This window comes from Mucilaginibacter gossypiicola (genome assembly GCF_900110105.1).
Taxonomy (GTDB): Bacteria; Bacteroidota; Bacteroidia; order Sphingobacteriales; family Sphingobacteriaceae; genus Mucilaginibacter; species Mucilaginibacter gossypiicola.
Map to the genome: position 1 here is coordinate 1,180,722 of NZ_FOCL01000001.1, position 23,167 is coordinate 1,203,888.

Sequence of the window (23,167 nt, forward strand, 5' to 3'; positions counted from 1 at the left end):
TCTTAATATTTAATTACTTTACCTTTATGGCAACTTTAGGGGTGTCCTGACGGACTGAGATAATACCCTTTGAACCTGATCCGGGTAATGCTGGCGAAGGGAAAAGTGACGACAACGCTATTCGTGTTGTTTTTCTTTCCTTGTACGGGTACATTCCTATTGTTGAAATTTTTAATGCAACGTAATGGAAGTAACCGTTAATCAACAACGTTTTATTGTGCCTGATAACTGCAATGTGCAGGCTTTGCTCGTTGATGTTTTGCAGCACCCGCACCAGGGGCTTGCTATTGCTATCAACGAAGCTATTGTTCCCAAAACCCAATGGGAAAACTGCACACTCAACGCGGGCGATAAAATCATCATCATCAAAGCCACCCAGGGAGGATAAACAACAAATAGCCTTTATGAAAACAGAAAAAACACCTACAGCACAAGCAATCACCCAAACGCCGTTTCCGGCATCGCGAAAAATATACGTTAAGGGGCAGTTGCATGATATCAACGTAGCCATGCGTGAAATAAGTCTGAGCGACACCAAACTACATGGCCGCTTTGGTGAAACCGAGCCCAATGCCCCGGTAACAGTTTATGATACCAGCGGCCCTTATACCGACCCTAACCAGCAAATCGACGTTAAAAAGGGATTGCCCCGTCTGCGCGAAGAATGGATCACCTTGCGTGGCGATGTTGACCAATTGGACGGTATATCATCAGCATATGGCCGCGAACGTTTACACGATGCTGGTTTGGACCACTTACGTTTTGCTTACCACAGCAAACCGCTGCGCGCCAAAGCGGGCATGAATGTATCGCAATTGCACTACGCTAAAAAGGGTATCATCACGCCAGAAATGGAATATATCGCCATACGCGAAAACCAACGTATCGATCTGTTGAAAGAACAATTGAACGGGCAATATGATGTAATGAGCCAGCAACACCAGGGCCACAGCTTTGGCGCCAATACGCCCAAAGGCTACATTACTCCCGAATTTGTAAGGCAAGAAGTTGCCGCTGGTCGCGCAGTTGTTCCATCAAACATTAACCACCCTGAAAGCGAGCCCATGATCATCGGGCGTAATTTTTTGGTTAAGATCAATGCCAACATTGGCAATTCGGCAGTTACCTCAAGTATAGAGGAAGAAGTGGAAAAAGCTGTTTGGGCATGCCGTTGGGGTGCCGATACCATTATGGACCTCTCAACCGGCAAAAACATCCACGAAACCCGCGAATGGATCATCCGCAATACACCTGTGCCGATAGGCACAGTGCCTATTTACCAGGCACTTGAAAAAGTGAACGGCAAAGCCGAAGACCTGACCTGGGAGTTGTTCCGGGATACGCTGATAGAGCAGGCCGAGCAGGGTGTTGACTATTTCACCATTCATGCAGGCGTTTTGCTGCGCTATGTACCCTTAACTGCCAAGCGTATTACCGGTATTGTATCGCGCGGAGGCTCTATCATGGCTAAATGGTGCCTGGCGCATCATAAAGAAAATTTCCTGTATACGCACTTTGAAGAGATATGCGAGATCATGAAAGCTTACGATGTTGCTTTTTCACTGGGCGATGGTTTGCGTCCCGGCTGTATTGCCGATGCCAACGATGCAGCACAGTTTGGCGAGCTGGAAACCTTGGGCGAGCTGACCAAAATAGCCTGGAAGCACGATGTTCAGACCATTATTGAAGGCCCTGGCCACGTGCCAATGCATCTCATTAAAGAGAACATGGAGAAACAACTGAAACATTGTTCGGAAGCTCCTTTTTACACTTTAGGGCCATTAACAACAGACATAGCCCCTGGTTATGATCACATTACATCGGCTATTGGTGCAGCCATGATCGGCTGGTTCGGCACCGCTATGTTGTGTTATGTAACCCCGAAAGAGCACCTGGGCCTGCCCAACAAAAAAGATGTTAAGGACGGCGTCATCACCTACAAAATTGCTGCCCATGCCGCCGACTTAGCCAAAGGTCATCCCGGTGCGCAATACCGCGATAATGCTTTGAGCAAAGCCAGGTTCGAGTTCAGGTGGGAAGATCAGTTTAACCTATCGTTAGATCCGGATACGGCAAAAGAGTTTCATGATGAAACTTTACCTGCCGAGGGCGCCAAAATCGCGCACTTTTGCTCGATGTGCGGGCCGAACTTCTGCTCGATGAAAATAACACAGGATGTGCGTGATTTTGCCAAAGAGAACGGCATTGAAGAAGTCGACGCGCTGACCAGGGGTATGGAACAAAAATCAAAAGAGTTTGCCGAAAAAGGCAGCGAAATATATCTGTAATGGAACTGATCGTGATATCGGCCCCTGATGTGGTGGCAAATGAGGCACCAATCATCAACCGCCTGTTTGGGGCCGGTTTACGACGCTTTCATCTGCGCAAGCCGGGTTGGAATATCGGCCGGTGTATCGATCTGCTTGCACAAATTGATCGGTCGTATCATCATGCCATCGTTTGTCATCAGCATCATCGACTGGTCAAAGTATTTGGAATGAACTATCTGCACTTCACTGAAAATGACCGCATCAAAACCGACCAATCTGAGTTGCTCGCTATGGTCAACGAAGGTTATCGGTTAAGTACTTCAATACATGATGTTAGCGCCATGCCCATGTTACAGCATTTTGATTATACATTTTTAAGCCCGGTATTTAGTAGCATATCCAAGCCCGGCTATCGAAGCATCTTGCCCGCAGATTTCTGTTTGGACAAAAGTATGCCCCTGCCAAAAGTGTTCGCCCTCGGCGGAATAGATGAGTCCAATCTCGAGCAGGTAAAAGAAATGAATTTCGACGGAGCCGCAGTATTGGGTTCTATCTGGCAAGATCCGGAACAAGCCGTTTCAAATTTTATCAACATTAAAAAAGTAACCGAACAATTAAATTCATGATCGATAAATTACATTATATCTCTCAGCAGCCACAAAACGGCACACACCTTAGCGCTATCAAAGCGGCTTTGGATGCGGGTTGTAAATGGATACAGTTGAGGGTTAAAGATCAGCCCGAAGATGTCATTCTGCAATACGCTATCGAAGCGGTTAAGCTTTGCAATGAGTATGGCGCCAAATTAATAGTAAACGACCACCCTGAAATTGCTTTAAAAGCTGGCGCGCACGGCCTGCACCTTGGTTTGCAGGATATGTCCATACCACAAGCTCGCCAGATTGTCGGTCCGGGTATGATTATCGGCGGCACAGCTAATACGTTTGCACATATACAACAGCGCGTAATCGAGGGGGCCGATTATATCGGCCTTGGCCCCTATCGTTTTACAACTACCAAACAAAAGCTTAGCCCTATTTTGGGCTTGCGGGGTTATTGGGATATCGTTGCTCAGATGCGTCTTGCCAATATGGCTATCCCGGTAATTGCGATCGGTGGCATTGTGCCGGCCGATATACCGCTGATCATGTCAACCGGCGTACATGGTGTTGCGCTATCCGGCGCCATCACCCATGCTGCCGATGCCAGACAAATAGTTTCGGAATTATACCATCATTTAAATCAACCTTCGCTAAACGAAGCTTAAAAATAACGCCTATGTTAACCATCGCCGATAAAACTTTTCAGTCGCGCTTATTTACGGGTACCGGCAAATTTAATTCGCCTGCCATGATGGAGGAGGCTTTACTGGCCTCGGGCTCCGAACTGGTAACCGTTGCCCTGAAGCGTGTTGATGTAAAGCACAACGACAACGACGATTTGCTGCTGCGCTTAAAATACCCGCACATCAATCTGCTGCCCAATACTTCAGGCGTACGTAATGCCAAAGAGGCTGTGTTTGCAGCCCAACTTGCCCGGGAAGCACTCGAAACCAACTGGATTAAACTGGAAATACATCCTGATCCCAAATACCTGATGCCCGACCCGATAGAAACCCTGAAAGCTACCGAAGAACTGGCGAAACTTGGTTTTGTGGTTTTACCCTACATCCATGCCGACCCTGTCTTGTGTAAAAGGCTTGAGGATGCGGGTACCGCGGCTGTGATGCCTTTAGGTTCGCCCATTGGCAGTAATAAAGGACTTAAAACCATCGATTTTTTAGAGATCATCATCAGCCAAAGCAGTGTACCCGTTATTGTTGATGCGGGCATAGGCGCTCCGTCGGATGCTGCCAAAGCGCTTGAGATAGGCGCCGACGCGGTACTGGTAAATACCGCGATAGCGGTATCAGGTAATCCTGTGCAAATGGCCGAGGCGTTTAAACTGGCCGTTGAAGCCGGCCGCATGGCTTTTGAAGCAAAATTAGCGCAGCCGGTATCACATGCAATGGCAAGTAGTCCACTAACTTCATTTTTAGATGAGTAGTTTTAACGACATTTTTGAAACCTATAACTGGGACGATACCAAGGCCAGCATCTATGCTAAAACCAGTGCAGATGTGGAGCGCGCCCTTGCCGCCGATAAAAGAACATTGGAGGATTTTAAAGCCCTGGTATCACCTGCAGCAGCGCCCTACCTTGAGCAAATGGCGCAGATTAGTCAGCGTTTAACCTTAAAACGATTCGGCAAGGTGCTACAAATGTATGTACCTCTGTATCTATCTAACGAATGCAGCAACATTTGCACCTATTGCGGTTTCAGCTATGATAACAAGGTGAAACGCAAAACGCTTTCGCCTATGGAAATTATGCAGGAGGTGGCTGTTATCAAGGAGATGGGCTACGAGCATGTGTTATTGGTAACGGGCGAGGACAACGTTAACGTGCATGTTGACTATTTTAAAAAAGTGCTCGAATTGATAAGGCCGCATTTTGCACATATCTCTATGGAGGTACAACCAATGGACCTTGAAGATTACCAGCAGCTTACGCCTTACGGCCTTAATACTGTGCTGGTTTACCAGGAGACCTATCATAAAGAAGATTACAAAAAGCATCACCCCAAGGGCAAAAAATCAAATTTTAAATACCGGGTTGAAACACCCGACAGGTTGGGGCAGGCCGGAATTCATAAAATGGGACTGGGCGTGTTAATAGGTTTGGAAGACTGGCGTACCGATTGTTTTTTTACTGCGATGCACCTTAACTACCTCGAAAAAAAATACTGGCAAACCAAATACAGCCTTTCGTTCCCTCGGTTGAGGCCCTTTAGCGGCGGGCTTGAGCCAAAGGTTGAAATGAATGACCGCGAGTTGGTACAACTGATATGCGCCTACCGTTTGTTTAACGAAGAGGTTGAGCTCTCGATATCCACCCGCGAATCTGCCAACTTTCGCAATAATATCATTAAGCTGGGTATTACATCTATAAGCGCGGGGTCGAAAACCAATCCGGGCGGGTATGCTGTAGAGCCTGAATCATTGGAGCAATTCGAAATCTCAGACGAACGCAGTCCCGCCGAAATTGCGAAGATAATTGCCCAACAGGGCTATGAAGCCGTTTGGAAGGATTGGGATAGCTGTTTAACCTAAGCATATGTTGGAGCGCGAAGAACTGAAACGGTATAACCGGCAAATGATCCTGCCCGAACTGGGCAAGCCCGGGCAGGAAAAACTAAAAGCTGCCCGTGTGCTAATGGTAGGTGCCGGCGGTTTAGGCTGCCCGGTTTTGCAGTACCTGGTAGCAGCTGGTGTAGGCACTATTGGTATTGTGGATGATGATGTGGTTGATATCAGCAACCTGCACCGGCAAATATTATATTCTGCCGCCGATGTTGGCCAGCCGAAGGCTTTGATAGCTAAACAAAAACTAAATCAGCTTAACCCCTTTGTGGAGCTGATAACTTATACCCAAAGGATTGCCGTTGCCAATGCGCAGCAATTGATAAGCAATTTTGATGTGGTGATAGATGGTTCTGATAATTTCGCCACCCGCTACCTGGTAAATGATACCTGCGCAACCCTCGGCAAACCACTGATATTTGGCTCAATATTAAAATTTGAGGGACAGGTATCTGTATTTAATCATCTGGGCGGCCCCAACTATCGTGACATATTTCCGGAAGCACCGCCCGAGAACGAAGTGCCCAACTGCGCCGAAATTGGCGTTATTGGTGTGCTACCCGGCATAATAGGCACCTATATGGCCAACGAAGCTATTAAATTAATATGCGGCATAGGTGAGTTATTATCGGGTAAACTGTTAACCTTAAATGCGCTTGATAACAGCATCAGTATTTTCAAAATATCTGCCGCAGCACCATCACTCCCGGTCAACGCATCTCAATCAACTGAAAACAATAAAGTTATAAACGAGATCGATGCCAACACTGTTAAGCAATGGATGGAGGAAACACCCGACGAAATTTACCTGGTTGATGTGCGTGAAGATTATGAATTTGACGATGAAAATATCGGCGGAATAAACATCCCGCTTTATGAGCTGGAAGAACACATTAATAGCTTTCCATCCGGTAAAAAGCTGGTATTTATTTGCCAGACCGGGCAACGCAGTAAGATTGCTGCTCAGCAAACCCGGTCTTCTTCGGGCAGAGCGGCCTTCAGTTTAAAAGGGGGTATTAACGCTTTTAATTTTTAAAACGCGATTATGCAGTATTATCAATATTGTTCGGTATTAACCATTGCCGGCTCCGATAGCGGCGGCGGTGCGGGTATTCAGGCCGATCTGAAGACATTTGCTGCGCTGGGCTGCTATGGCACATCCGCTATTACTGCTATCACCGCACAAAATACTTTGGGGGTAACTGATATTCATGTTGTTCCACCGGCAACGGTACAAAATCAGATCAGTGCAGTGATGGACGATATCCGGCCTTCGGCAGTCAAGATCGGTATGCTGCCCAATGCCGAAACTGTGCGGGTAGTAGCTGATACTTTAAAAAGTTACGAACCGGTACCGATCATCCTCGACCCTGTTATAAGCTCAAGCAGCGGGAAACAACTGGCAAGTAATGAGGCATTGCTTGCAATGAAGGAGCTACTTTTTCCAGTTGTTACTCTGCTTACGCCCAATCTAAATGAAACAACTCGACTAATTGGTATACAGATTGATAATATTACCTATATGATAGAGGCGGCAGAAACATTATTAAACTTAGGTTGCCAGGGCGTTCTTGTAAAAGGCGGGCACTTAGATGGTTCTGAACTCTATAACGTATATGCTGATCAGCAAGGTAAAAGAGAAACTTTTGCATACCCTTTTATCAAATCATTAAATACACATGGAACAGGTTGTACGCTGGCTTCGGCTATCGCAGCTTATATAGCCCGAGGGCATTCTATAACCGAAGCCATTGCTTCGGCCGGGGTATACGTTAATATAGCCATCAAAGAAGGTCAGAATGTAAAAACCGGCGAGGGGTATGGACCTCTGAATCATTTCTTTAAGCCTCGTAAGCTGGCGAAACTCGATTGCTGAAAGCCTATATAACTGCGGGGCAGGAAAGTATGCTTTTACACCATGGCCTAAATTGTATAATTTATGTCCTTTCAGACAATTTACAATTTCTCTAAATTTGGGTATGGAAGAAGCCAATGGACATCCGGATAAAAAGTCAATCATCATTGTAGCCATGACGGCTAACATGCTGCTTAATTTTTCTGGCCCTGCTGACGTATTTATCAATGCCGACAGGTACCTCGAAAGTTGCGATATTTTAGATGGTTATGACGTTAAAGTAGTAGCTCCTACTTCAGATAAAAAATTGGATACCGCTGCCAGAATGAGCATAAATTGCGAACTATGTGTAGCCGATATTCAAAACCCCATTGATACCCTGATCATAGCCGGTAATGATTCCAGGGAAGCCAGTCAGCCTGGTTTAACCGAATTTTATGTTTGGTTAGCTACACGAAACGAACATAACACACGCCGTATAGCCTCAATTTGTGGCGGTGCGTTTGTTTTAGCAAAAGCCGGGATCTTAAACGGACGAAAAGCAACTACACATTGGCAATCGAGCGAGCGGCTAAGTAAAACCTACCCGAACATTGAAGTTAATGCCAATCCGTTTTTTACCAGAGATGGCCATGTTTACACTTCGGCCGGCGTCTCATCTGGCATTGACCTGGCACTGGCCCTGGTAGAACAGGATTACAACAAGGATATCGCTGTTAGTGTGGCTCGCAAACTGGTTTTCTATTTAAGCCGGCCGGGTTTTCAGTCGCAATTTGGCAGTCTGTTACCTGTTTACGAACGAGAGCACATTGGCCAAAGAACCCAGAATTGGATCGCCGGGCATCTGAACGAAAAAATGGATGTTAACCAGATTGCTGAGCAAATGAATATGAGCACCCGTAACTTTACCCGCGTGTTCCACCGCGAAACAGGGATGCCACCCGCTAAATTCGTTGAAAAATTGCGGGTTGAAGCTGCGCGGAAATGTTTAGAAGATTCTGATATGCCTCTTGAAAGAATTGCAGAGTCATGCGGTTTGGGTGGTTTGGTATCCATGCGCCGAATTTTTTTGAGGCATTTAAATACAACCCCATCTGATTATCGCCGGGCTTTCAGAACATCGCTACGTGATTTTGGCATTGAAAGCCTGATCGCACCATAAGCTACATTGGCCGGCATTATATAACTATTCAAAGCAACTTATTGAAAACGCAGTTCCCAGGAAATCAGCGTAACAGATAACTCATGCCTATACTTTTTTAACAACATAAATTTTAATAATATGAAAATCGCCATTAATGGATTTGGCAGGATCGGTAGAATGACCCTGCGTGCTTTACAGGACAAAACAAATATAGAGGTAGTTGCCATCAACGACCTCACAGATATTGGTACACTCGTACACTTATTAAAATATGACACTGCTCACAGCCGCTTTCCAGGCGAGGTAAGCGCGGATGGTGATTATATTATTGTTGGTACAAAGCGCATTAAACTGTTGAGTGAAAAAGATCCGGAGAAACTACCCTGGAGTGAATTAGAGATAGATGCAGTCATCGAGTCAACCGGAAGATTTACAGACAAAAAATCTGCCGAATCCCATCTTAAGGCCGGCGCTAAAAAGGTTTTGATTACTGCTCCAGCAACCGGTGGTGTTAAAACCATTGTGCATGGTGTAAATAACGATTTGATCGGGGGCGATCGGATTTACTCAACCGCCTCTTGTACAACCGGTAGCATTGCGCCTGTATTGCATATCCTGGACAAAGAGTATGGCATCGAATCGGGCTACATGGTTACTGTACATGCTTTCACCGCCGATCAAAACCTACAGGATGCGCCTCATAGAGACCTGCGCCGTGCCCGTGCCGCAGCCTATAATATTATTCCAACAACCACTGGTGCAGCTAAAGCAATTGGGGATGTATTGCCGAACCTTAAAGGGAAACTGGATGGCTATTCATACAGGGTTCCGGTAATTGACGGTTCAATTGTTGATCTCTCTATCAACCTGCAAAAGGAGGTTACCGCCGCAGAGATCAATGCAGTATTAAAGCGCTATGCAGAAAGTTCGCTTAAAGGTATTATGCAATATACTGAAGAACCGTTTGTATCTTCTGATATATTAGGGAATCCGCACTCTTCTATTGTAGACGGCACAATGACCAAAGCCATCGGAAAACTGATCAAGGTTGTTGCCTGGTATGACAACGAGGTTGGGATTTCTAACCGGATATCTGAACTAATTGCCGAATTGTAACTTCTCGCTGGTTGATCAAACCATCTACCTATGCAAATCATTCTTAAATTGATAGAAAAGGCCGTCTCGAATGCAATATTTCGAGACAGCCTCTTTTATTACCGGCTCAAATGGCCATTAAGCAATGTTTCCCAGTCTTTCGCCTGTTTTTCAAATTGTTTCAATTTCATTTCATTATCCTGAAATTGCTGATAAAATGGAAGAGTATCGAGCACCCTGTTTTGTGCGTCGGCTATTTGTAAGGAAATTGAACGCACCGAAGTACCGTTCATGGTCTTCAATACATAAGTTCTCACTGCTTTTGTAAGGTTATATACCACTACTTCGGATTGAGCAAGATCGGCCAGCAATAATATCTTACTTGGGCTGGCCCAACCTATTATCTTATTGTGAACCGGTTCATACCTTGTAAGTTCAAGGCTAAGGTCGGCTGCTTTGTGCAATAACCTATCTTTTAACAACGCTTGTTGCGCTCGTTTTGAGCGTTTGGTAATAATATAAAATGGCACACTGAAAAGTGCGATCACTCCTCCTGCTATCAGGGAGTTTTCTAAAATATGAGTCATACTAAAATTTTCTAAATAAGTTTAAAAGAAGCCGGATGCTTCGTTAATTCAGGCAGAAAGCTTTAGTAACATCACCAAAAAACATGGAAGGGAAACAGCATCAGTAAGATCCTGCGAGGTATTTGGCTATTGCGCAAGACTATATTACTGGCACGCGCACCATCAGGAACACTAAACAGATTAGCAAGTTGGTCTGCAACGCAGGCCGGATGTGAAATAAAATGCGTTAGGGGCGCCTCGCTAACTAAACCAGAAGTCAAAGAGATTTCCTCTGCAAGACTTTCAATATGGAGGTAAAGGTGTTGTTTTACGATGTGCCTGGGTACTTGAGTTTTCTCCGCACGACCGCCAGCCTTCGCTGTAAAAGCGAAGAATAGCAAACCGGTTACCGTAAGCAATTTAAATAATCTGTAAAACATCTGAAACCTTAATTTTTACGTGTCCTCGCCTCTTCAAGATCAAGTTCGCGCTCCCTTGCCCTGATCAAGTGATCGGCAAACTCCTTATTTCGGTGCATCTTTTTCAACTCGCCGCGCCTGATCTCAATAATCTCTAACAACATTTGCCGGTAATCGCGAATAAAAGCCGGTGTTTGTTCATCACCGTTCAATTGCTTTTCGGCTATTTCGGCCATACGCTCGTATTTTTCTTTTACCCGCCGAAACAGTGGCTTAGCATCGATCTCCTGGCTGCAATTATCATCAAGATAAGCGATGACCGCCGTGGCTAAACGGTGCCTGATCTGTTGTTCCTGGCTGCTATCATTTTCTATAACTTCCAGTTTAAGCACCCGCAATAGTAACGGCAGGCTTAAACCCTGTAGTACAAGCGTAAATAATATAACCGCGAAAGTGATAAACAGGATCAGGTTACGATGCGGGAAAGCAGTTCCATCTGCAAGCGTCAGCGGAATGGCAAGCGCCGATGCGAGCGAAACTACTCCCCGCATGCCGCTCCATCCAATTACAAACACAGGTTTCCAGCTAAGCGGCCCTTCCTTTTCTACAATCCGGCGGCTAAACAGTCGCGGCAAATAAGCTGAAGGAAAAACCCAGATCAGCCTGACAATTATCGACAGCACGCTGATCGCTACCGCGAAAACAATACAGTCGGACAAAGAGTAATGCTCAATTCCATGGATTATACCTGGTAATTGCAGACCAATCATGATGAATACCACACCATTCAATAAAAAGATAGCCGCATTCCATACCGTAAGCGTTTGCAGGCGGGAGTCGTAAGAAAAAATATCAGATGAGCGGAAGGATAGAAAAAGCCCTCCGCTAACAACCGCCAGCACGCCCGAAAAATGAAAATGCTCTGCTAAAAGGTACATCAGGTAGGGAGCAATGAGCGTTAGCGCCGTATCAATACTTGGTGTAGTTGGCAAAAATCGGTGGATAGCATAAACCACATGCGCTATAGCCAGACCAATCAATACGCCCATGATAACTACAGAAAAGAAACTGCCCGTTGCCTGCCAGAAAGTAAATTGCCCGGTAAAGATCGCTACCAGCGCAAAGCGAAAAACGATAAGACTTGATGCATCATTAACCAGGCTCTCTCCTTCCAGTATGGCAACAATCCGGCCTGGCACCTTCAGATCCTTAAATACGGAAGCTGCCGCTACCGCATCTGGCGGTGAAATTATCCCCCCCAGCAAAAAACCAAGCGCCAGAGAACAATCAGGAATAAGCCAATGTGCAAAAAAAGCAATAGCCGTAGCCGTAAAGATAACCAACCCGAAAGCCAGGAGACTTATCGGGCGGCGCAACCGCCAAAACTCGGCCCAGGAAGTGTTCCATGCGGCCGAATATAATAATGGTGGCAGGAATACCGCAAATATGATATTGGGATCCATCTTTACAACGGGAACGCCGGGAATAAAGCTGATCACTAATCCCGCCAGAACCAACAGTATCGGGTACGACACCTTTAGTTTATTACTAAGCAAGGCCAGCATGGATGTGGTGAACAGCAAAGCAAGCACAACAAGCAAATGATCTTGTATCATTGTGTTAAATTATTGCGTGATCAATTTCAACATCTGACAAAGACACAAAGCGGACTTCCTCTTTATAGTTAATCCAAATTCCGGTCCAACCGTTACTGTCATAGCCAAGAAATTCGGCCTGGGGCGATTGTGGATCAAGTCCTTCAAATGGTTTTCCGACATAACGCAGCAGCGTTCCTGCCGTTAAATGTTGTTTATTCATCGATTTTCTTTTATGGTAAAAAAATAGGTTTTTAAGATCTTTAAGCCACGGGCTTCCAGATCTTGAAAACATTTTCGTAGCGGCTGCCGCTATCTCTGATCAGCAAAGCGATATCTTCCTGTCTTTCGGGAAAATATTTTTCTACCAGTCGCTGTATCCGCAGCAGGATCGCGCCCAGCCTGGACTCGATTGCCGCTAACGGCATCTTGACTTTAATGATCATATCCTGAAAATAAACTTCAGCTTCCTCCCGAAGTTCTCTTTCCAGCATGGCCGCTACTTGTGCATGAAATTTCCTTTTCAAATTTCTTTTCATAACGCCGGCTTAATGCGATAATAAATTGGTCAATAAATTGAGGTTGAATGGCATTATAGTTTATCACAGAAGTATAAACGTTAATACACAGAACATATCAATGACTACCAGAAGGCGTGAAAAGGATACAGGAGAAACCTGTGATATAGAATCTTATATATAGATGAAATTTGGGGCGCATTGGCAAATGCCGGGTATTGGAGATTATCCTGCTGTATTATCGCAGCTTCCGCATGTAAATCCTGCGAATAATTCAGTTGTTGCTGAAAATTAAACCCTGTATGTAATACCTCACCGCAAAGCTCTGCCGCTAATTGCCTTGCATCCTTTAGAGCTGCGGTTTTCAGCGTAAATGAGTGAGTGGTTGAAGTTTGTGCGGCATACAACCTGCTTGTTAATCCTGAAAGGATAAACACGGTTAATATTCCGATAAACAACTTCAAGCCCTTTGACATGTATACAAATATAACAGAATATTTGAAAGTTTTACCACTTCAGGCACCAGCGAATTCCTTGCGACACTGATACAGGAGCATATTAAACCAGTCATGATGCTTACATTTGCATTGAAAAACTTGGACACCCTATGAAGAAAATAGGATTTTTATCATTTGGCCATTGGTCTAATCATCCCTCTTATGAAACCCGTACAGCAGGCGACACCTTGCTGCAGTCGATTGACCTGGCTGTTGCTGCCGAAGAAATCGGAATTGATGGTGCTTATTTCCGGGTACATCATTTTGCGCGCCAATTGGCCTCACCATTTCCTTTGCTTTCGGCTATCGGCGCCAAAACAAGCAAAATAGAGATCGGAACGGGAGTTATCGACATGCGGTATGAAAACCCGCTATATATGGTGGAAGATGCAGGCGCCGCCGATCTGATCTCGGGAGGGCGGCTGCAATTGGGCATCAGCAGGGGTTCGCCGGAGCAGGTGATCGATGGTTGGCGTTATTTCGGTTATGAACCTGCTGAGGGAGAAACCGATGCCGATATGGGACGCAGAAAGGCTTTGGAGTTTTTGGATAAAATACAAGGAGTCGGATTTGCACAACCTAACCCATACCCTATGTTTCCGAATCCCCCTGGCTTATTGCGCCTCGAGCCTCATTCCCCCTCGCTGCGCGAGCGGATCTGGTGGGGAGCAGCCTCCAACGCAACTGCTATCTGGGCAGCGGAAAAAGGTATGCACCTGCAAAGCTCTACCCTGAAATATGACGAAAGCGGTAAACCATTTCACATCCAGCAGGCCGAACAGATCAGGCTATATAAAGAGGCCTGGAAAAAAGCAGGACACAGCCACGAACCAAGAGTTTCGGTCAGCCGTTCCATTTTTGCACTGGTAACCGAACAGGACCGGTATTATTTTGGACAGCAAGCAAAAGCGACTGATAGTTTCGGCTATATAGAAGCTGATAAAAGGGCGATCTTTGGAAAAAGTTATGCTGCTGAGCCAGATCAGCTTATCAAGGAACTGGCCCATGACGAGGCCATCCAGGAAGCCGATACATTGCTTTTAACCATACCTAACACACTTGGGGTGGATTATAACGTACATGTGCTGTCGGCTATTTTAGAGCATGTTGCACCTGCACTCGGCTGGCGATAATAATCAACCCAGCATTTTGTTTTCATCAGCGCCAGCAAGTCTCTGCCGGCGCTGCTATATTGCCCTTCTTCATTTCCTGATCATATAAACACAAATGCTTCTGCCATTTAGTTATTCATGCTTATTAAATTGTTAGCTTATGACCTACATTTTTTTGTTCCGAATGATAGTATAGGTGCCTGCGCTAAGTTTAATTGCGCTATATCCCTCCCTTTGCCATTGCGGTTCTATAGCCAATTGTGCCGCTGTAGGAAGGTGATCATCAATTTTAACTTCGACAGAGGAAGATGCCGGTAATCGAACAATTGCTGTTGTACCGTTTGGAACATTGATGTTCATTACAAAACCGTCAGTATTGTTTTTAAATGATGACTTAATCAATCCCCGGATGGTAGGTACCGATATCGACGCCGATTCGAATGATGCCGGAGATGGCTCTATCAAAAAGGTTTTAAAGCCTGCTTCCAATGGTGAAATACCACAAAGCTTCTGTGCAATCACAATCTGCGCTCCGCCGCTCCACGCGTGATTGGTCGTCCCTCCACCAAAACCTTCCTCTCCAATCCCCCAACCCTCAAACAGCGTTGAATAGTTTGGATTATTCACCATAGATGCAAATCGCCTTTTTGTTCGTTCCAGTGCATATTCACCTTCACCCATCGTAAACAACGCTTCCATTACATATTTTTCCATGTAGGGACTGGCATGAAACTGCGTTTTAAATAGCCTGGCTATCTTCTTGTATTTGGATGAGTCGGCAATTCCTGATATAACGGCCAGTGCCTGTACCCGATCATCTGTTTCCTCTTTATATAGCGGCGATCGGTAAGCGTCACCGTCCCAGCATTTATTGTAAGCTAACTTAAGTTTCGCCATAATGGTGCGATAAACATTGGCATCCTCGCGAAAACCGAGCAGATCGGCCATTTTCGCGGCACCGTCAAGGGCCATGTAATGCCATCCCGCCTGGATTAGCCGGATGTCCTTATTATCGCCCCAATCTCCCCAAAGCCAGCCGCCCTGGCGTGTCATAGTCAACCCTTCTGAGTCGGTTTTCCATAAAGCAAGATATTTCTTTACAGCGGGATACACATCTTCAATAGTTTTACGGTCCCCTGTATTCAGGTAATAATTCCAGAAACCATAGTCACCGATACTGGCCAGCATTTGGTCTGCTAATTCAGTATCATAGTTACCGGGTATTGGCGAAAACAGCACACTGTCTTGCCGTTCCCAGCCGGCTAATTGATGGATGGCCTTTGTCATTAAAGCATGTGTGGAAGTTGAGTACGTATAAAAACTCTCTCCCATTAACAACACCGCATCCCCCCACCACTGAGCACGTTCCCGGTCGGGACAATCAAAAAAATTATCGCGCATGTTAATGTAAAGCGTGCGTTGTGCTTTTTTCCAATAAAGGTTATAAAAACTGTCGCTGCACTCGAATTTTCCTTCCGGCGTTGCATTGTAGCCTGTTTCACGGTATTTGACAGATAAAACCTTGACACTATGCGGAACATTAACCATTATGGCTTCACCGTTCATCCATCCGAACGACTCGTATTCCTGAAGCCCTTTTTTGGTGATGTATTCTGCCCTTATATTATCGGTGCCACCAGCCCCGGAATGATCGGTATTGATTGACAATAGTTTACCGCCTAACGCGTCGGCTATTTTAATAACAGGGGTCATCTGCATATTATACGGCAAACGTGCAACAATGGTGTCCATAGTTTTACCGTAACGCCGCTCAAACTTTGCCTCTTTGATGCCGAAGTCTTTCCACTGGGGTATCGGCCGCTCCATCAGTTTATTCCATGGCGCATCTCCCCAAACGCCGATTTCAGCAGCAGGAATAAATCCGGGCATTGAATATAACGGGGCTACCTGCCAGCCGGTAAGATCTTTGCGGGCATCAAACCGTATGTTCGACTCGGAAAGCCGGAAATTTGGATCCGGTTTTGAGGCCGTACCATAGGCCGGATGGACGCAGCAGCGCCACGTATGATCACTGAACAACTCATATTTCCCGGCGCTCATATAGAAAAGAAGCCCGGAACGCCCACTATCTTTATGAGAAAAGCCATCTTTACCGAAATGCCAAAGCAATAAGGCTATTTGGTTCTTCCCACGTTTAAGATAGGCGGCAATATCAACCTTATCATAATAAGAATCACGTGGGTTTGGCCCACGCTTCAACCCACCCTCAAATATGGCCAGCTTTCCATTTATCCATAACCAATACTTAGTATCGGCACTAATGATAACCGGAGCTTCTCGGGGTGCCTCCGTCAGCACAATATCTTTACGGAAAGCAATCCAGGTGTTGGGTTGATTTGCATTTTTATCCGCAGAGGATATCCAGTGCAATTCCGGGTATTTTTCCTGGGCATTCCCTGTGAGAACTAAAACACCTAAAACAACAGTTATCAATAATCGCTTTATTGCATCCATAAATATTAATCGGGCGGTATCTGATTGGTTTAGACAATAACAAGCCCGGGCTTTCATACCCGGGCTTGCTCAAATTCAGGTTAAATATCAGTATTAATAACCAGGATTTTGGGTAAGATTTGGATTAGTGTTAATTTCCGCTTGCGGAATAGGATATAGTTCGTATTTGGTATTATAAGTACCTTTTACGCCACTAAACACCTGGCTTGCCGACATGCCGGCGATCTCATTCTGCAAAGTTCCCCAGCGGCGGATATCGAATACCGTGGTATAATCGCCCATCAGTTCCAGCTTACGTTCCAGTCGCACCCTTGCTTCCATATTATCGGCATCGGTATACGGGGAGGCCCCTGCCCTGGCGCGAACACGGTTGATCAGCAGTAACGCATCAGAAAGGTTACCTGTTTCAATTTCGGCCTCGGCCAGGCAAAGGACAACGTCCGAAAAACGCATCATGATCAGATCTGTCGAGTAACCCCAGGGCGGTGAACCCGCCGGACGCGCGGTACGATCGTATTTACCAAAGGCAATACCCGAATTGATGGCCTGGCTGGCAAAAATGGCGTGATTATTCGTATCGATATAGCGCAACCTGGTTGGGTTATAAATAATGCTGTCGCCCTCGTTGGCGTTATTACCTGTATGCACCGTTTTATAGCGGCTGATCATCGTTAAATCCCTTCTTTTGTCTTTGCCCTCATACAATTGATAAAACGCATAGGTTAAGCCAAAAAAGGTTTGCTCATCGCCGCTGGTGTAGCCATTAGGCAGGGAGAAAAACGGATTAAGGTTTGCGCTGGTATTGCTTGAGCTGTAAAAAAAGCTAAAAGCCAGTACCACCTCGGCGTTCTTTTTATTGGTGATGGAATAAACATCGGCAATGTTGTTTAGCAAACCGAAATTATATTTTGCTTCGCCGGCGCCGCCTACCACTTGCTTCAATACATCCACAGCTTTTTGATAGTATGCAGTTTGGCCAAGCGGCTTGCCTGCCATTGTTAAATATACTTTGCCCAACAACGCTTTGGCGGTTCCGGCGGTAACCCTACCAGCGTCGGTAGCGCTACGGGTATCAGGCAGTTCGCTTGCAGCATAAAGCAAATCGGCTACGATAAAATTGTAGGTATCCTGTACAGATGCCCTTTTGCCATAGATAAGATTGGTTTGCGACAACGAGGTTATTTGCTGATCGATAATTGGCACGCCACCAAACAATCTCACCAAATCGAAATAAGCAAACGCTCTTAAAAACCGGGCCTCAGCGATATACTTATTGACAATGGAAGTGTCGCTCACAGCTTTGGTGGCATTTCCGATAACGGTATTTGCACGTGCAACGCCCGCGTAATCCTGTGCCCAGATCTGATCAGCCTCACCGGCCACCATTGACTGAGGCGTACCAACAAAGCCATTCTGATCTGTACAAAAGGCGTCGCCATAAAAAGCTGCCGTACTATACTGATGCCCGCTCTCGTTCAAACAGAAACGGTACCAGGTGGTAAAATAAGCGTTTGTATAATTTTGATAGATGCCGAGAGTAGCTTCCTTAAGGCCTGTTTCGCTGTTGAATACTTCCGAGCTGGACAGCGAAGAATACGGTGTCTCCACCAGGTTCTTTTTACATGAGGAACTGCAAATGGCTAAGCCTGCAATTACCACTATTATATATTTAAATTTCATATCGATTGCTTTTTGGGGTTAGAAATTAGTAGAAAAACCTATGGTGTAGGTACGATAGCCTGCGTATGCTCCATAGTCTATGCCCTGTTGTAACAGCGACTGTCCGTATGAACCAATTTCCGGATCGGCACCGGTATATTTGGTGATGGTGAAAAGGTTGGTACCGGTTACAAACAAGCGGGCGTTTTTCAGGATATTGTTTTTTGGCAGGTACCACGAAACAGTAGCCGATTTTAGCCTGAAATAACTGCCGTTCTCCAGGTAAGACGAGTTCAGATCGGCAATCGGTAAGCTTTTCTGGATGCCCGGGTAGCGAGGGTTGTTAGTTGGATTTGTCGGTGTCCAGCGATGGGCGTACCAGTCAGCAGTTTGATTAAAGAAGATGCCCGAATAATCAGCCGTACCATCACTCAGGTAAAAACGGGTAAGGTTAACGATGGAGTTGCCCTGTGAGCCGGTGAAGAACAAATTCAGACTGAAGTTTTTGAAGCTGATATCGTTATTCCAGCCGTAAGTAAAATCGGGGTTCGATTTACCCAGCACCCGCATATCGTCGCTATTGATCTGACCGTCGCCATTCACGTCGGCAAATTTCCACTGACCGGCAATCTGACCACTTGCCGCACCTGGGTAAGGATATTTAGGCACGCCATTCACAATATCGCCGGTTTGAACCAGTCCGGCAACTGTATAGCCATAAAACAACCCGATTTCCTGCCCCGGCTTCAAGATACCAGACACACCGCCCTGCAGGTTACCGCCTAACGACACGTATTGCGGCGCTGTCAGATCGCCCAGATTAAGCAGCACGTTTTTATTATGCGAGATGGTTACTTTAGTGCTATAACGGAAAGCTCCACTTGAGACGATATTTGCATTCACGGTTGCCTCTACACCGCGGTTACGCATTGAACCGTAATTATCCTCAACCGATCCGAAACCTGTTTGGTTAGGCAGTGATCTTGGTTGCAGAAGGCCGTCGGTTTCTTTGTTATAATAATCGAAGCTTACACTGAGTATACTTTTGATCAGACTGAAATCCAAACCGACATTGAGCTGCTTTGTACGCTCCCATGACAGGTTTGCGTTGCCCAACGTGGCCGGATAAAGCGCCGTATTAATAGTATTGGTAGTACCTGTTTGATAAAAGGCATTGCCGTATTGCGCCAGCGACGAGTAAGGCTGAATAGCCTGGCTGCCTGTTTCGCCGTAAGAAGCCCTAAGCTTGGTGTTCGAGATCCAGTTAAACTTTTTCATAAAAGTCTCATTGCTCAGGTTCCAGGCTAAACCAATCGCCGGGAAAACACCGTATTTTTTATTTTCGGCAAAAGACGAAGCACCGTCATCTCGCACTGAAGCATTCAGCACATAGCGGTCTTTATAAGTATAATTGGCCCTTAAAAACGCCGATTGAATAACCTTTGCTTCTTTAAACGAGCCAGTGCTTTGAATTTGGGCACTGCCGATATTGTAAATACCAAAGGAAGGAATGTCGTAGCCCGAGGTTGATGTGTTCAGCATCTCCACAGTATTATGGTTATATTCAACACCACCAGTAATGTTTACGTTATGACCGCCTTTGAATTCCCTGCGGTAATCCAGATAGGCATTGGCATTGTAGTTGTAGGTATTGGAAATGTTATTGATGCCGGACCCATTGGTGTTATAACCCGATGCAGTTGTTGCCGGAAAGAACACTTCCCTGTGCGACAGGTTTTGGTTGGTACCCAGGTTAACAATCAGCTTAAGGCCTTTCGCAATTTTGAAATCATTCTCAATATTGGCAATCGTGAAGTCGCTATACAGGTTATCAGTCTTCTGCTGAAGTTCAGTAACCGGGTTTGAGAAAATATTGCCATCGGTAAAGCCAGGGATACCCTCGCCATTGAAGCCACTGTAATCAACCGCAACAATCGGCGAAGCCCTCAACGCGTCAAGGATAACACCATCGGAGCCTGGGAAACCATTTGAAAGCGTAATGGCCCTCGATGTTTTTTGGCGGGTGAGTGATAATTGTGCTTTAACGGTGTACCAGTTATTCACGTCGCTGCTTAGGTTAGCGCGTAACGAAGCACGGTTGTTTTGCGAAGCGAGAACGGTACCCTTATCAGTCAGATAATCGCCTGATAAATAGTAGGAGGTCTTTTCGTTGCCGCCGGAAATGTTCAGGGTATTATCTTCCCTAAAGGCAGTACGGGTGATGGCTTTATACCAGTCGGTAGAAGAATTAAGCTGATCGATAGCTTCCTGGGTGAACGGCGCAGGGAGGCTTTGCAATTGGAAACCCTGGTTAACTACGTCGGCAAATTGCTTTTAGTTCATCATTGGATAAGGATTCTTTGCTACACCAAAAGTGGTTTTATTCACGTATTCGATCTTCTGATCCTTACCACTCCCCGATTTTGTTTTGATCAGGATAACACCATTAGCGCCCCTTGAACCGTAGATGGCAGTCGCAGCTGCATCTTTTAAGATGGTCATACTTTCAACATCGTTGGGGTTTAATCCGTACAGGCCACCGAGCTGCTGAGTGCCCATGCCTCCGGCTTCTGCGTAAGGTGGCATCGGGAAACCATCAACCACGTACAAGGGCGTATTGTCGCCGCTTAATGAATTGTTACCGCGGATCCGCACAACGGCGTCGGTTCCAGGTTGCCCGGACAGCTCTGTTACCTGCACACCGGTTGCTCGCCCCTGCAAAGCCTGGTTCACATCGGTGATCACCGCATCCTTGAAATCCTTTACGGAAACAGTAGAGGTAGACGACGCTACGTTTGTTTTACTGGCCGACCCGTAACCCAATACAACAACTTCGCTCAACGAATTTGGATTATCCTGTAGGGCGACATTGATGATTGCCTGGTTGGCTGTCCTTTCAACAGGTGCATAACCTATAAAGCTAAAAACCAGCACCGCCCCCCTTTTAACTGTTATCGCGTATTTACCGTCGGTACCAGTTGAAATACCCTCTGTTGAGTTTTTCACACGCACAGAAACACCGGGAAGCGGTTTGCCGCTCACGCCATCAGCAACGGTACCCGATACTTTAATGGTTTGCTGTGCCGAAGCATGTGTTCCGCATATAATCAGCACCAACAGTGTGGCCATCCTACCCCACTTAAGCGGACTTTTAAAAAGGGCAAAGGGATGCGAAACCTGCGCTATCAGCGTGGATAACGGAAATCCCGGATTGAATTTGTAAAATTTTCTCATAAATTTTTCATGCCTGGGGCATATTAAAGGTTAATAATTGGGTTTGCAGATTAACTGCGTACCGCATGCGGCTAATCAGTAACGAACATATCACATAACGGCTGGTAATCCGTCCCACGCTATCCCATGTTTTACAAATTTCCATGCTGAATAAATCGGTGTTTAAACGCCAAAAACTAACATAAAAAGCCCATTTAATGAAAACAAATAATGATTTCGCGACTGATTACAGGATACCTGTTTCACACCGGCGGTGAATAGAAAAGGAAAAGAAAAAATCCAAAAGCGATCTACCTGACTAACAAGCGATTGATTACTTAATCAGCAATCCGCAGATAAATTGGGCATACCACCTCACCAGATAGTCGTTAGGGTGATTGATATTGTTGCCGGTCATGTCCTGATAGCTTTTGTACCGCAATAAAGTGCTGTGCACACCGGTCATATCGGCTATTACAATGCCATTTACAGCAAGTTTATCGAGCTCTGCTTTGTAGGACGATTGCAGCCCACTGAAAACCGAAAGCGGGTTCGCCAGTATCGGCGCAATTAAAATAAACTCAGCACGAGGTTTTTTAACCCGGACGGCATCGATAATCCCTTTAATTTGGTTCCGGTAAACATCAGGCGATATTTTCGCAGTGCCATCGTTCATTCCAAAACCGATGATCACCAAATCGGGGTTTTCGGCAACTACCCTCGTCTGTACCGAATCCAAACCCCATTCAGCAAGCTTTCCCGGGACAGAGGTATTGGCGTAGCCGACATTATTGCCGTAATGACGGCGTAGGTTGTATATCACCTGATCCGGCCAGCTCGGCATATAAGGCGGAGCACCTTCGTAACCACTTGCATTGGAACCGGTCTCAATACTATTACCGTAAAAAACGATCTTAATTTTTTTGCGGGCGTTTAACAGCATACCGGTATTGGGCAATTTACTGGCGGAGTATTGCGGCACCGGCCCTTTCCATTTTTCACCTCTATCTTTAATGTAGGTAACAGATATTTGCTTTGAAGCGAAATAGGATCCCTCAGCAAATAAAATATAAGTGCCCTGCGCCTTCCCGCTAAACGAGTTGCCAGGTTTGGGTTTATTAAAAACCAAGCTATCCTTAGTAAAAAATGGAACAGTTGAATTTATGCCGAAGATCAGCCTGCCATTCTTATAATCCCAGTCTTTCCCTTGCTGAAACGTCTTACTATAATTTGTCGCCTTTACTGATAATATTTTTTTTGCCTTAAAAAGCAGCGGTGCAGAGGCAGTATCACCTTGCCTAATGACCTGTACGGTTTCATCAACAATGGTATCAGTTTTCCAAAATGGTTTGCTGTAGGTATTCAGATCGATATATTTTACCCATGCTTCACTGGCTGTATTCTTATCGCCCGGCTTTTGCTGCGCCGAAACATTGTTAACATTTAACAACAACATTACGGTAAGCCATTTAATATCGAAAATACGGTTCTGCATAGGATTATTTGCGGATTAGTGCTGCAATGATAATTGGTGTAGACAAGGTCGGCAACCTTCGCCATCCCATACC

The 23,167-nt window shown here is 45.7% G+C and carries 21 protein-coding genes and 1 riboswitch; of the genes, 11 read left to right on the plus strand and 10 right to left on the minus strand.

Annotated features, from left to right (window positions below):
- Nucleotides 1-27: 27 nt before the first annotated feature.
- Nucleotides 28-119, plus strand: a riboswitch (TPP riboswitch).
- Between the two features lie 65 nt (nucleotides 120-184).
- The 10 genes from thiS (at nucleotide 185) to gap (ending at nucleotide 9,566) form a co-directional block, all read left to right on the plus strand.
- The gene (thiS, locus tag BMX50_RS04735; RefSeq protein WP_091208299.1) at nucleotides 185-388 is read left to right on the plus strand and encodes a sulfur carrier protein ThiS; all 204 of its coding nucleotides are present in this window, start codon (nucleotides 185-187) and stop codon (nucleotides 386-388) included.
- A gap of 16 nt (nucleotides 389-404) precedes the next feature.
- Nucleotides 405-2,288 carry a phosphomethylpyrimidine synthase ThiC gene (thiC, locus tag BMX50_RS04740; protein WP_091208302.1) on the plus strand — a complete coding sequence of 628 codons (1,884 nt, stop codon included), beginning with the start codon at nucleotides 405-407 and terminating at the stop codon, nucleotides 2,286-2,288.
- Complete coding sequence (locus tag BMX50_RS04745) at nucleotides 2,288-2,896, plus strand: thiamine phosphate synthase (RefSeq protein WP_091208305.1); 609 nt, start codon at nucleotides 2,288-2,290, stop codon at nucleotides 2,894-2,896. The genes thiC and BMX50_RS04745 overlap by 1 nt, the downstream gene beginning before the upstream one ends.
- Nucleotides 2,893-3,537, plus strand: coding sequence for a thiamine phosphate synthase (locus BMX50_RS04750; protein ID WP_091208307.1), 645 nt, complete (start codon nucleotides 2,893-2,895; stop codon nucleotides 3,535-3,537). Before BMX50_RS04745 ends, BMX50_RS04750 begins: the two co-directional genes overlap by 4 nt.
- Nucleotides 3,538-3,548: 11 nt before the next feature.
- Nucleotides 3,549-4,316, plus strand: coding sequence for a thiazole synthase (locus BMX50_RS04755; RefSeq protein WP_091208310.1), 768 nt, complete (start codon nucleotides 3,549-3,551; stop codon nucleotides 4,314-4,316).
- Complete coding sequence (gene thiH / locus BMX50_RS04760; RefSeq protein WP_091208313.1) at nucleotides 4,309-5,421, plus strand: 2-iminoacetate synthase ThiH; 1,113 nt, start codon at nucleotides 4,309-4,311, stop codon at nucleotides 5,419-5,421. The genes BMX50_RS04755 and thiH overlap by 8 nt, the downstream gene beginning before the upstream one ends.
- Before the next feature lie 4 nt (nucleotides 5,422-5,425).
- Complete coding sequence (gene moeB, locus BMX50_RS04765; RefSeq protein WP_091208315.1) at nucleotides 5,426-6,487, plus strand: HesA/MoeB/ThiF family protein; 1,062 nt, start codon at nucleotides 5,426-5,428, stop codon at nucleotides 6,485-6,487.
- Nucleotides 6,488-6,496: 9 nt separating this feature from the next.
- Nucleotides 6,497-7,327, plus strand: coding sequence for a bifunctional hydroxymethylpyrimidine kinase/phosphomethylpyrimidine kinase (gene thiD / locus BMX50_RS04770; RefSeq protein ID WP_091208318.1), 831 nt, complete (start codon nucleotides 6,497-6,499; stop codon nucleotides 7,325-7,327).
- A gap of 103 nt (nucleotides 7,328-7,430) precedes the next feature.
- On the plus strand, nucleotides 7,431-8,468 hold the full coding sequence (locus BMX50_RS04775) for a GlxA family transcriptional regulator (RefSeq protein ID WP_091208321.1): 1,038 nt from the start codon (nucleotides 7,431-7,433) through the stop codon (nucleotides 8,466-8,468).
- A gap of 120 nt (nucleotides 8,469-8,588) precedes the next feature.
- Nucleotides 8,589-9,566 carry a type I glyceraldehyde-3-phosphate dehydrogenase gene (gene gap, locus BMX50_RS04780; RefSeq protein ID WP_091208323.1) on the plus strand — a complete coding sequence of 326 codons (978 nt, stop codon included), beginning with the start codon at nucleotides 8,589-8,591 and terminating at the stop codon, nucleotides 9,564-9,566.
- 98 nt (nucleotides 9,567-9,664) lie between these two features.
- Here gap and BMX50_RS04785 read toward each other — a convergent pair whose 3' ends face one another.
- The 5 genes from BMX50_RS04785 to BMX50_RS04810 form a co-directional block, all read right to left on the minus strand.
- On the minus strand, nucleotides 9,665-10,132 hold the full coding sequence (locus BMX50_RS04785) for a hypothetical protein (protein ID WP_091208326.1): 468 nt from the start codon (nucleotides 10,130-10,132) through the stop codon (nucleotides 9,665-9,667).
- Nucleotides 10,133-10,559: 427 nt separating this feature from the next.
- On the minus strand, nucleotides 10,560-12,146 hold the full coding sequence (locus BMX50_RS04795) for a Na+/H+ antiporter (RefSeq protein ID WP_091208331.1): 1,587 nt from the start codon (nucleotides 12,144-12,146) through the stop codon (nucleotides 10,560-10,562).
- 4 nt (nucleotides 12,147-12,150) lie between these two features.
- Nucleotides 12,151-12,348 carry a hypothetical protein gene (locus BMX50_RS04800; protein ID WP_091208334.1) on the minus strand — a complete coding sequence of 66 codons (198 nt, stop codon included), beginning with the start codon at nucleotides 12,346-12,348 and terminating at the stop codon, nucleotides 12,151-12,153.
- Nucleotides 12,349-12,388: 40 nt separating this feature from the next.
- Complete coding sequence (locus tag BMX50_RS04805; protein ID WP_091208337.1) at nucleotides 12,389-12,664, minus strand: hypothetical protein; 276 nt, start codon at nucleotides 12,662-12,664, stop codon at nucleotides 12,389-12,391.
- Nucleotides 12,665-12,768: 104 nt separating this feature from the next.
- Nucleotides 12,769-13,119 (minus strand): hypothetical protein, encoded by a 351-nt coding sequence (locus BMX50_RS04810; RefSeq protein ID WP_091208340.1) that lies wholly within the window; start codon nucleotides 13,117-13,119, stop codon nucleotides 12,769-12,771.
- Between the two features lie 131 nt (nucleotides 13,120-13,250).
- Here BMX50_RS04810 and BMX50_RS04815 point away from each other — a divergent pair, with 131 nt between their 5' ends.
- Nucleotides 13,251-14,273, plus strand: coding sequence for an LLM class flavin-dependent oxidoreductase (locus BMX50_RS04815; protein WP_091208343.1), 1,023 nt, complete (start codon nucleotides 13,251-13,253; stop codon nucleotides 14,271-14,273).
- Nucleotides 14,274-14,417: 144 nt separating this feature from the next.
- Here the strand turns inward: BMX50_RS04815 and BMX50_RS04820 are convergent, their stop codons facing one another.
- The 5 genes from BMX50_RS04820 to BMX50_RS04840 all read right to left on the minus strand — a co-directional run bounded on the left by BMX50_RS04820 (nucleotide 14,418) and on the right by BMX50_RS04840 (nucleotide 23,094).
- The gene (locus BMX50_RS04820; RefSeq protein ID WP_091208346.1) at nucleotides 14,418-16,727 is read right to left on the minus strand and encodes an alpha-L-rhamnosidase-related protein; all 2,310 of its coding nucleotides are present in this window, start codon (nucleotides 16,725-16,727) and stop codon (nucleotides 14,418-14,420) included.
- A 93-nt stretch (nucleotides 16,728-16,820) separates the two neighbouring features.
- Nucleotides 16,821-18,407, minus strand: coding sequence for a RagB/SusD family nutrient uptake outer membrane protein (locus BMX50_RS04825; protein WP_091208349.1), 1,587 nt, complete (start codon nucleotides 18,405-18,407; stop codon nucleotides 16,821-16,823).
- An 18-nt stretch (nucleotides 18,408-18,425) separates the two neighbouring features.
- On the minus strand, nucleotides 18,426-20,684 hold the full coding sequence (locus BMX50_RS04830; protein ID WP_091208352.1) for a SusC/RagA family TonB-linked outer membrane protein: 2,259 nt from the start codon (nucleotides 20,682-20,684) through the stop codon (nucleotides 18,426-18,428).
- 36 nt (nucleotides 20,685-20,720) lie between these two features.
- Complete coding sequence (locus BMX50_RS04835; RefSeq protein WP_091208355.1) at nucleotides 20,721-21,620, minus strand: TonB-dependent receptor plug domain-containing protein; 900 nt, start codon at nucleotides 21,618-21,620, stop codon at nucleotides 20,721-20,723.
- Nucleotides 21,621-21,933: 313 nt separating this feature from the next.
- Nucleotides 21,934-23,094: an SGNH/GDSL hydrolase family protein gene (locus BMX50_RS04840; protein ID WP_091208358.1), complete on the minus strand. Its 1,161-nt coding sequence runs from the start codon at nucleotides 23,092-23,094 to the stop codon at nucleotides 21,934-21,936.
- Between the last annotated feature and the right edge of the window lie 73 nt (nucleotides 23,095-23,167).

What these genes read in the sequence shown, in the direction of transcription:
- thiS (WP_091208299.1), top strand. Translation starts at nt 185, where the DNA reads ATGGAAGTAACCGTTAATCAACAACGTTTTATTGTGCCTGATAACTGC.
- thiC (WP_091208302.1), top strand. Translation starts at nt 405, where the DNA reads ATGAAAACAGAAAAAACACCTACAGCACAAGCAATCACCCAAACGCCG.
- BMX50_RS04745 (WP_091208305.1), top strand. Translation starts at nt 2,288, where the DNA reads ATGGAACTGATCGTGATATCGGCCCCTGATGTGGTGGCAAATGAGGCA.
- BMX50_RS04750 (WP_091208307.1), top strand. Translation starts at nt 2,893, where the DNA reads ATGATCGATAAATTACATTATATCTCTCAGCAGCCACAAAACGGCACA.
- BMX50_RS04755 (WP_091208310.1), top strand. Translation starts at nt 3,549, where the DNA reads ATGTTAACCATCGCCGATAAAACTTTTCAGTCGCGCTTATTTACGGGT.
- thiH (WP_091208313.1), top strand. Translation starts at nt 4,309, where the DNA reads ATGAGTAGTTTTAACGACATTTTTGAAACCTATAACTGGGACGATACC.
- moeB (WP_091208315.1), top strand. Translation starts at nt 5,426, where the DNA reads ATGTTGGAGCGCGAAGAACTGAAACGGTATAACCGGCAAATGATCCTG.
- thiD (WP_091208318.1), top strand. Translation starts at nt 6,497, where the DNA reads ATGCAGTATTATCAATATTGTTCGGTATTAACCATTGCCGGCTCCGAT.
- BMX50_RS04775 (WP_091208321.1), top strand. Translation starts at nt 7,431, where the DNA reads ATGGAAGAAGCCAATGGACATCCGGATAAAAAGTCAATCATCATTGTA.
- gap (WP_091208323.1), top strand. Translation starts at nt 8,589, where the DNA reads ATGAAAATCGCCATTAATGGATTTGGCAGGATCGGTAGAATGACCCTG.
- BMX50_RS04785 (WP_091208326.1), bottom strand. Translation starts at nt 10,132, where the DNA reads ATGACTCATATTTTAGAAAACTCCCTGATAGCAGGAGGAGTGATCGCA.
- BMX50_RS04795 (WP_091208331.1), bottom strand. Translation starts at nt 12,146, where the DNA reads ATGATACAAGATCATTTGCTTGTTGTGCTTGCTTTGCTGTTCACCACA.
- BMX50_RS04800 (WP_091208334.1), bottom strand. Translation starts at nt 12,348, where the DNA reads ATGAATAAACAACATTTAACGGCAGGAACGCTGCTGCGTTATGTCGGA.
- BMX50_RS04805 (WP_091208337.1), bottom strand. Translation starts at nt 12,664, where the DNA reads ATGAAAAGAAATTTGAAAAGGAAATTTCATGCACAAGTAGCGGCCATG.
- BMX50_RS04810 (WP_091208340.1), bottom strand. Translation starts at nt 13,119, where the DNA reads ATGTCAAAGGGCTTGAAGTTGTTTATCGGAATATTAACCGTGTTTATC.
- BMX50_RS04815 (WP_091208343.1), top strand. Translation starts at nt 13,251, where the DNA reads ATGAAGAAAATAGGATTTTTATCATTTGGCCATTGGTCTAATCATCCC.
- BMX50_RS04820 (WP_091208346.1), bottom strand. Translation starts at nt 16,727, where the DNA reads ATGGATGCAATAAAGCGATTATTGATAACTGTTGTTTTAGGTGTTTTA.
- BMX50_RS04825 (WP_091208349.1), bottom strand. Translation starts at nt 18,407, where the DNA reads ATGAAATTTAAATATATAATAGTGGTAATTGCAGGCTTAGCCATTTGC.
- BMX50_RS04835 (WP_091208355.1), bottom strand. Translation starts at nt 21,620, where the DNA reads ATGAGAAAATTTTACAAATTCAATCCGGGATTTCCGTTATCCACGCTG.
- BMX50_RS04840 (WP_091208358.1), bottom strand. Translation starts at nt 23,094, where the DNA reads ATGCAGAACCGTATTTTCGATATTAAATGGCTTACCGTAATGTTGTTG.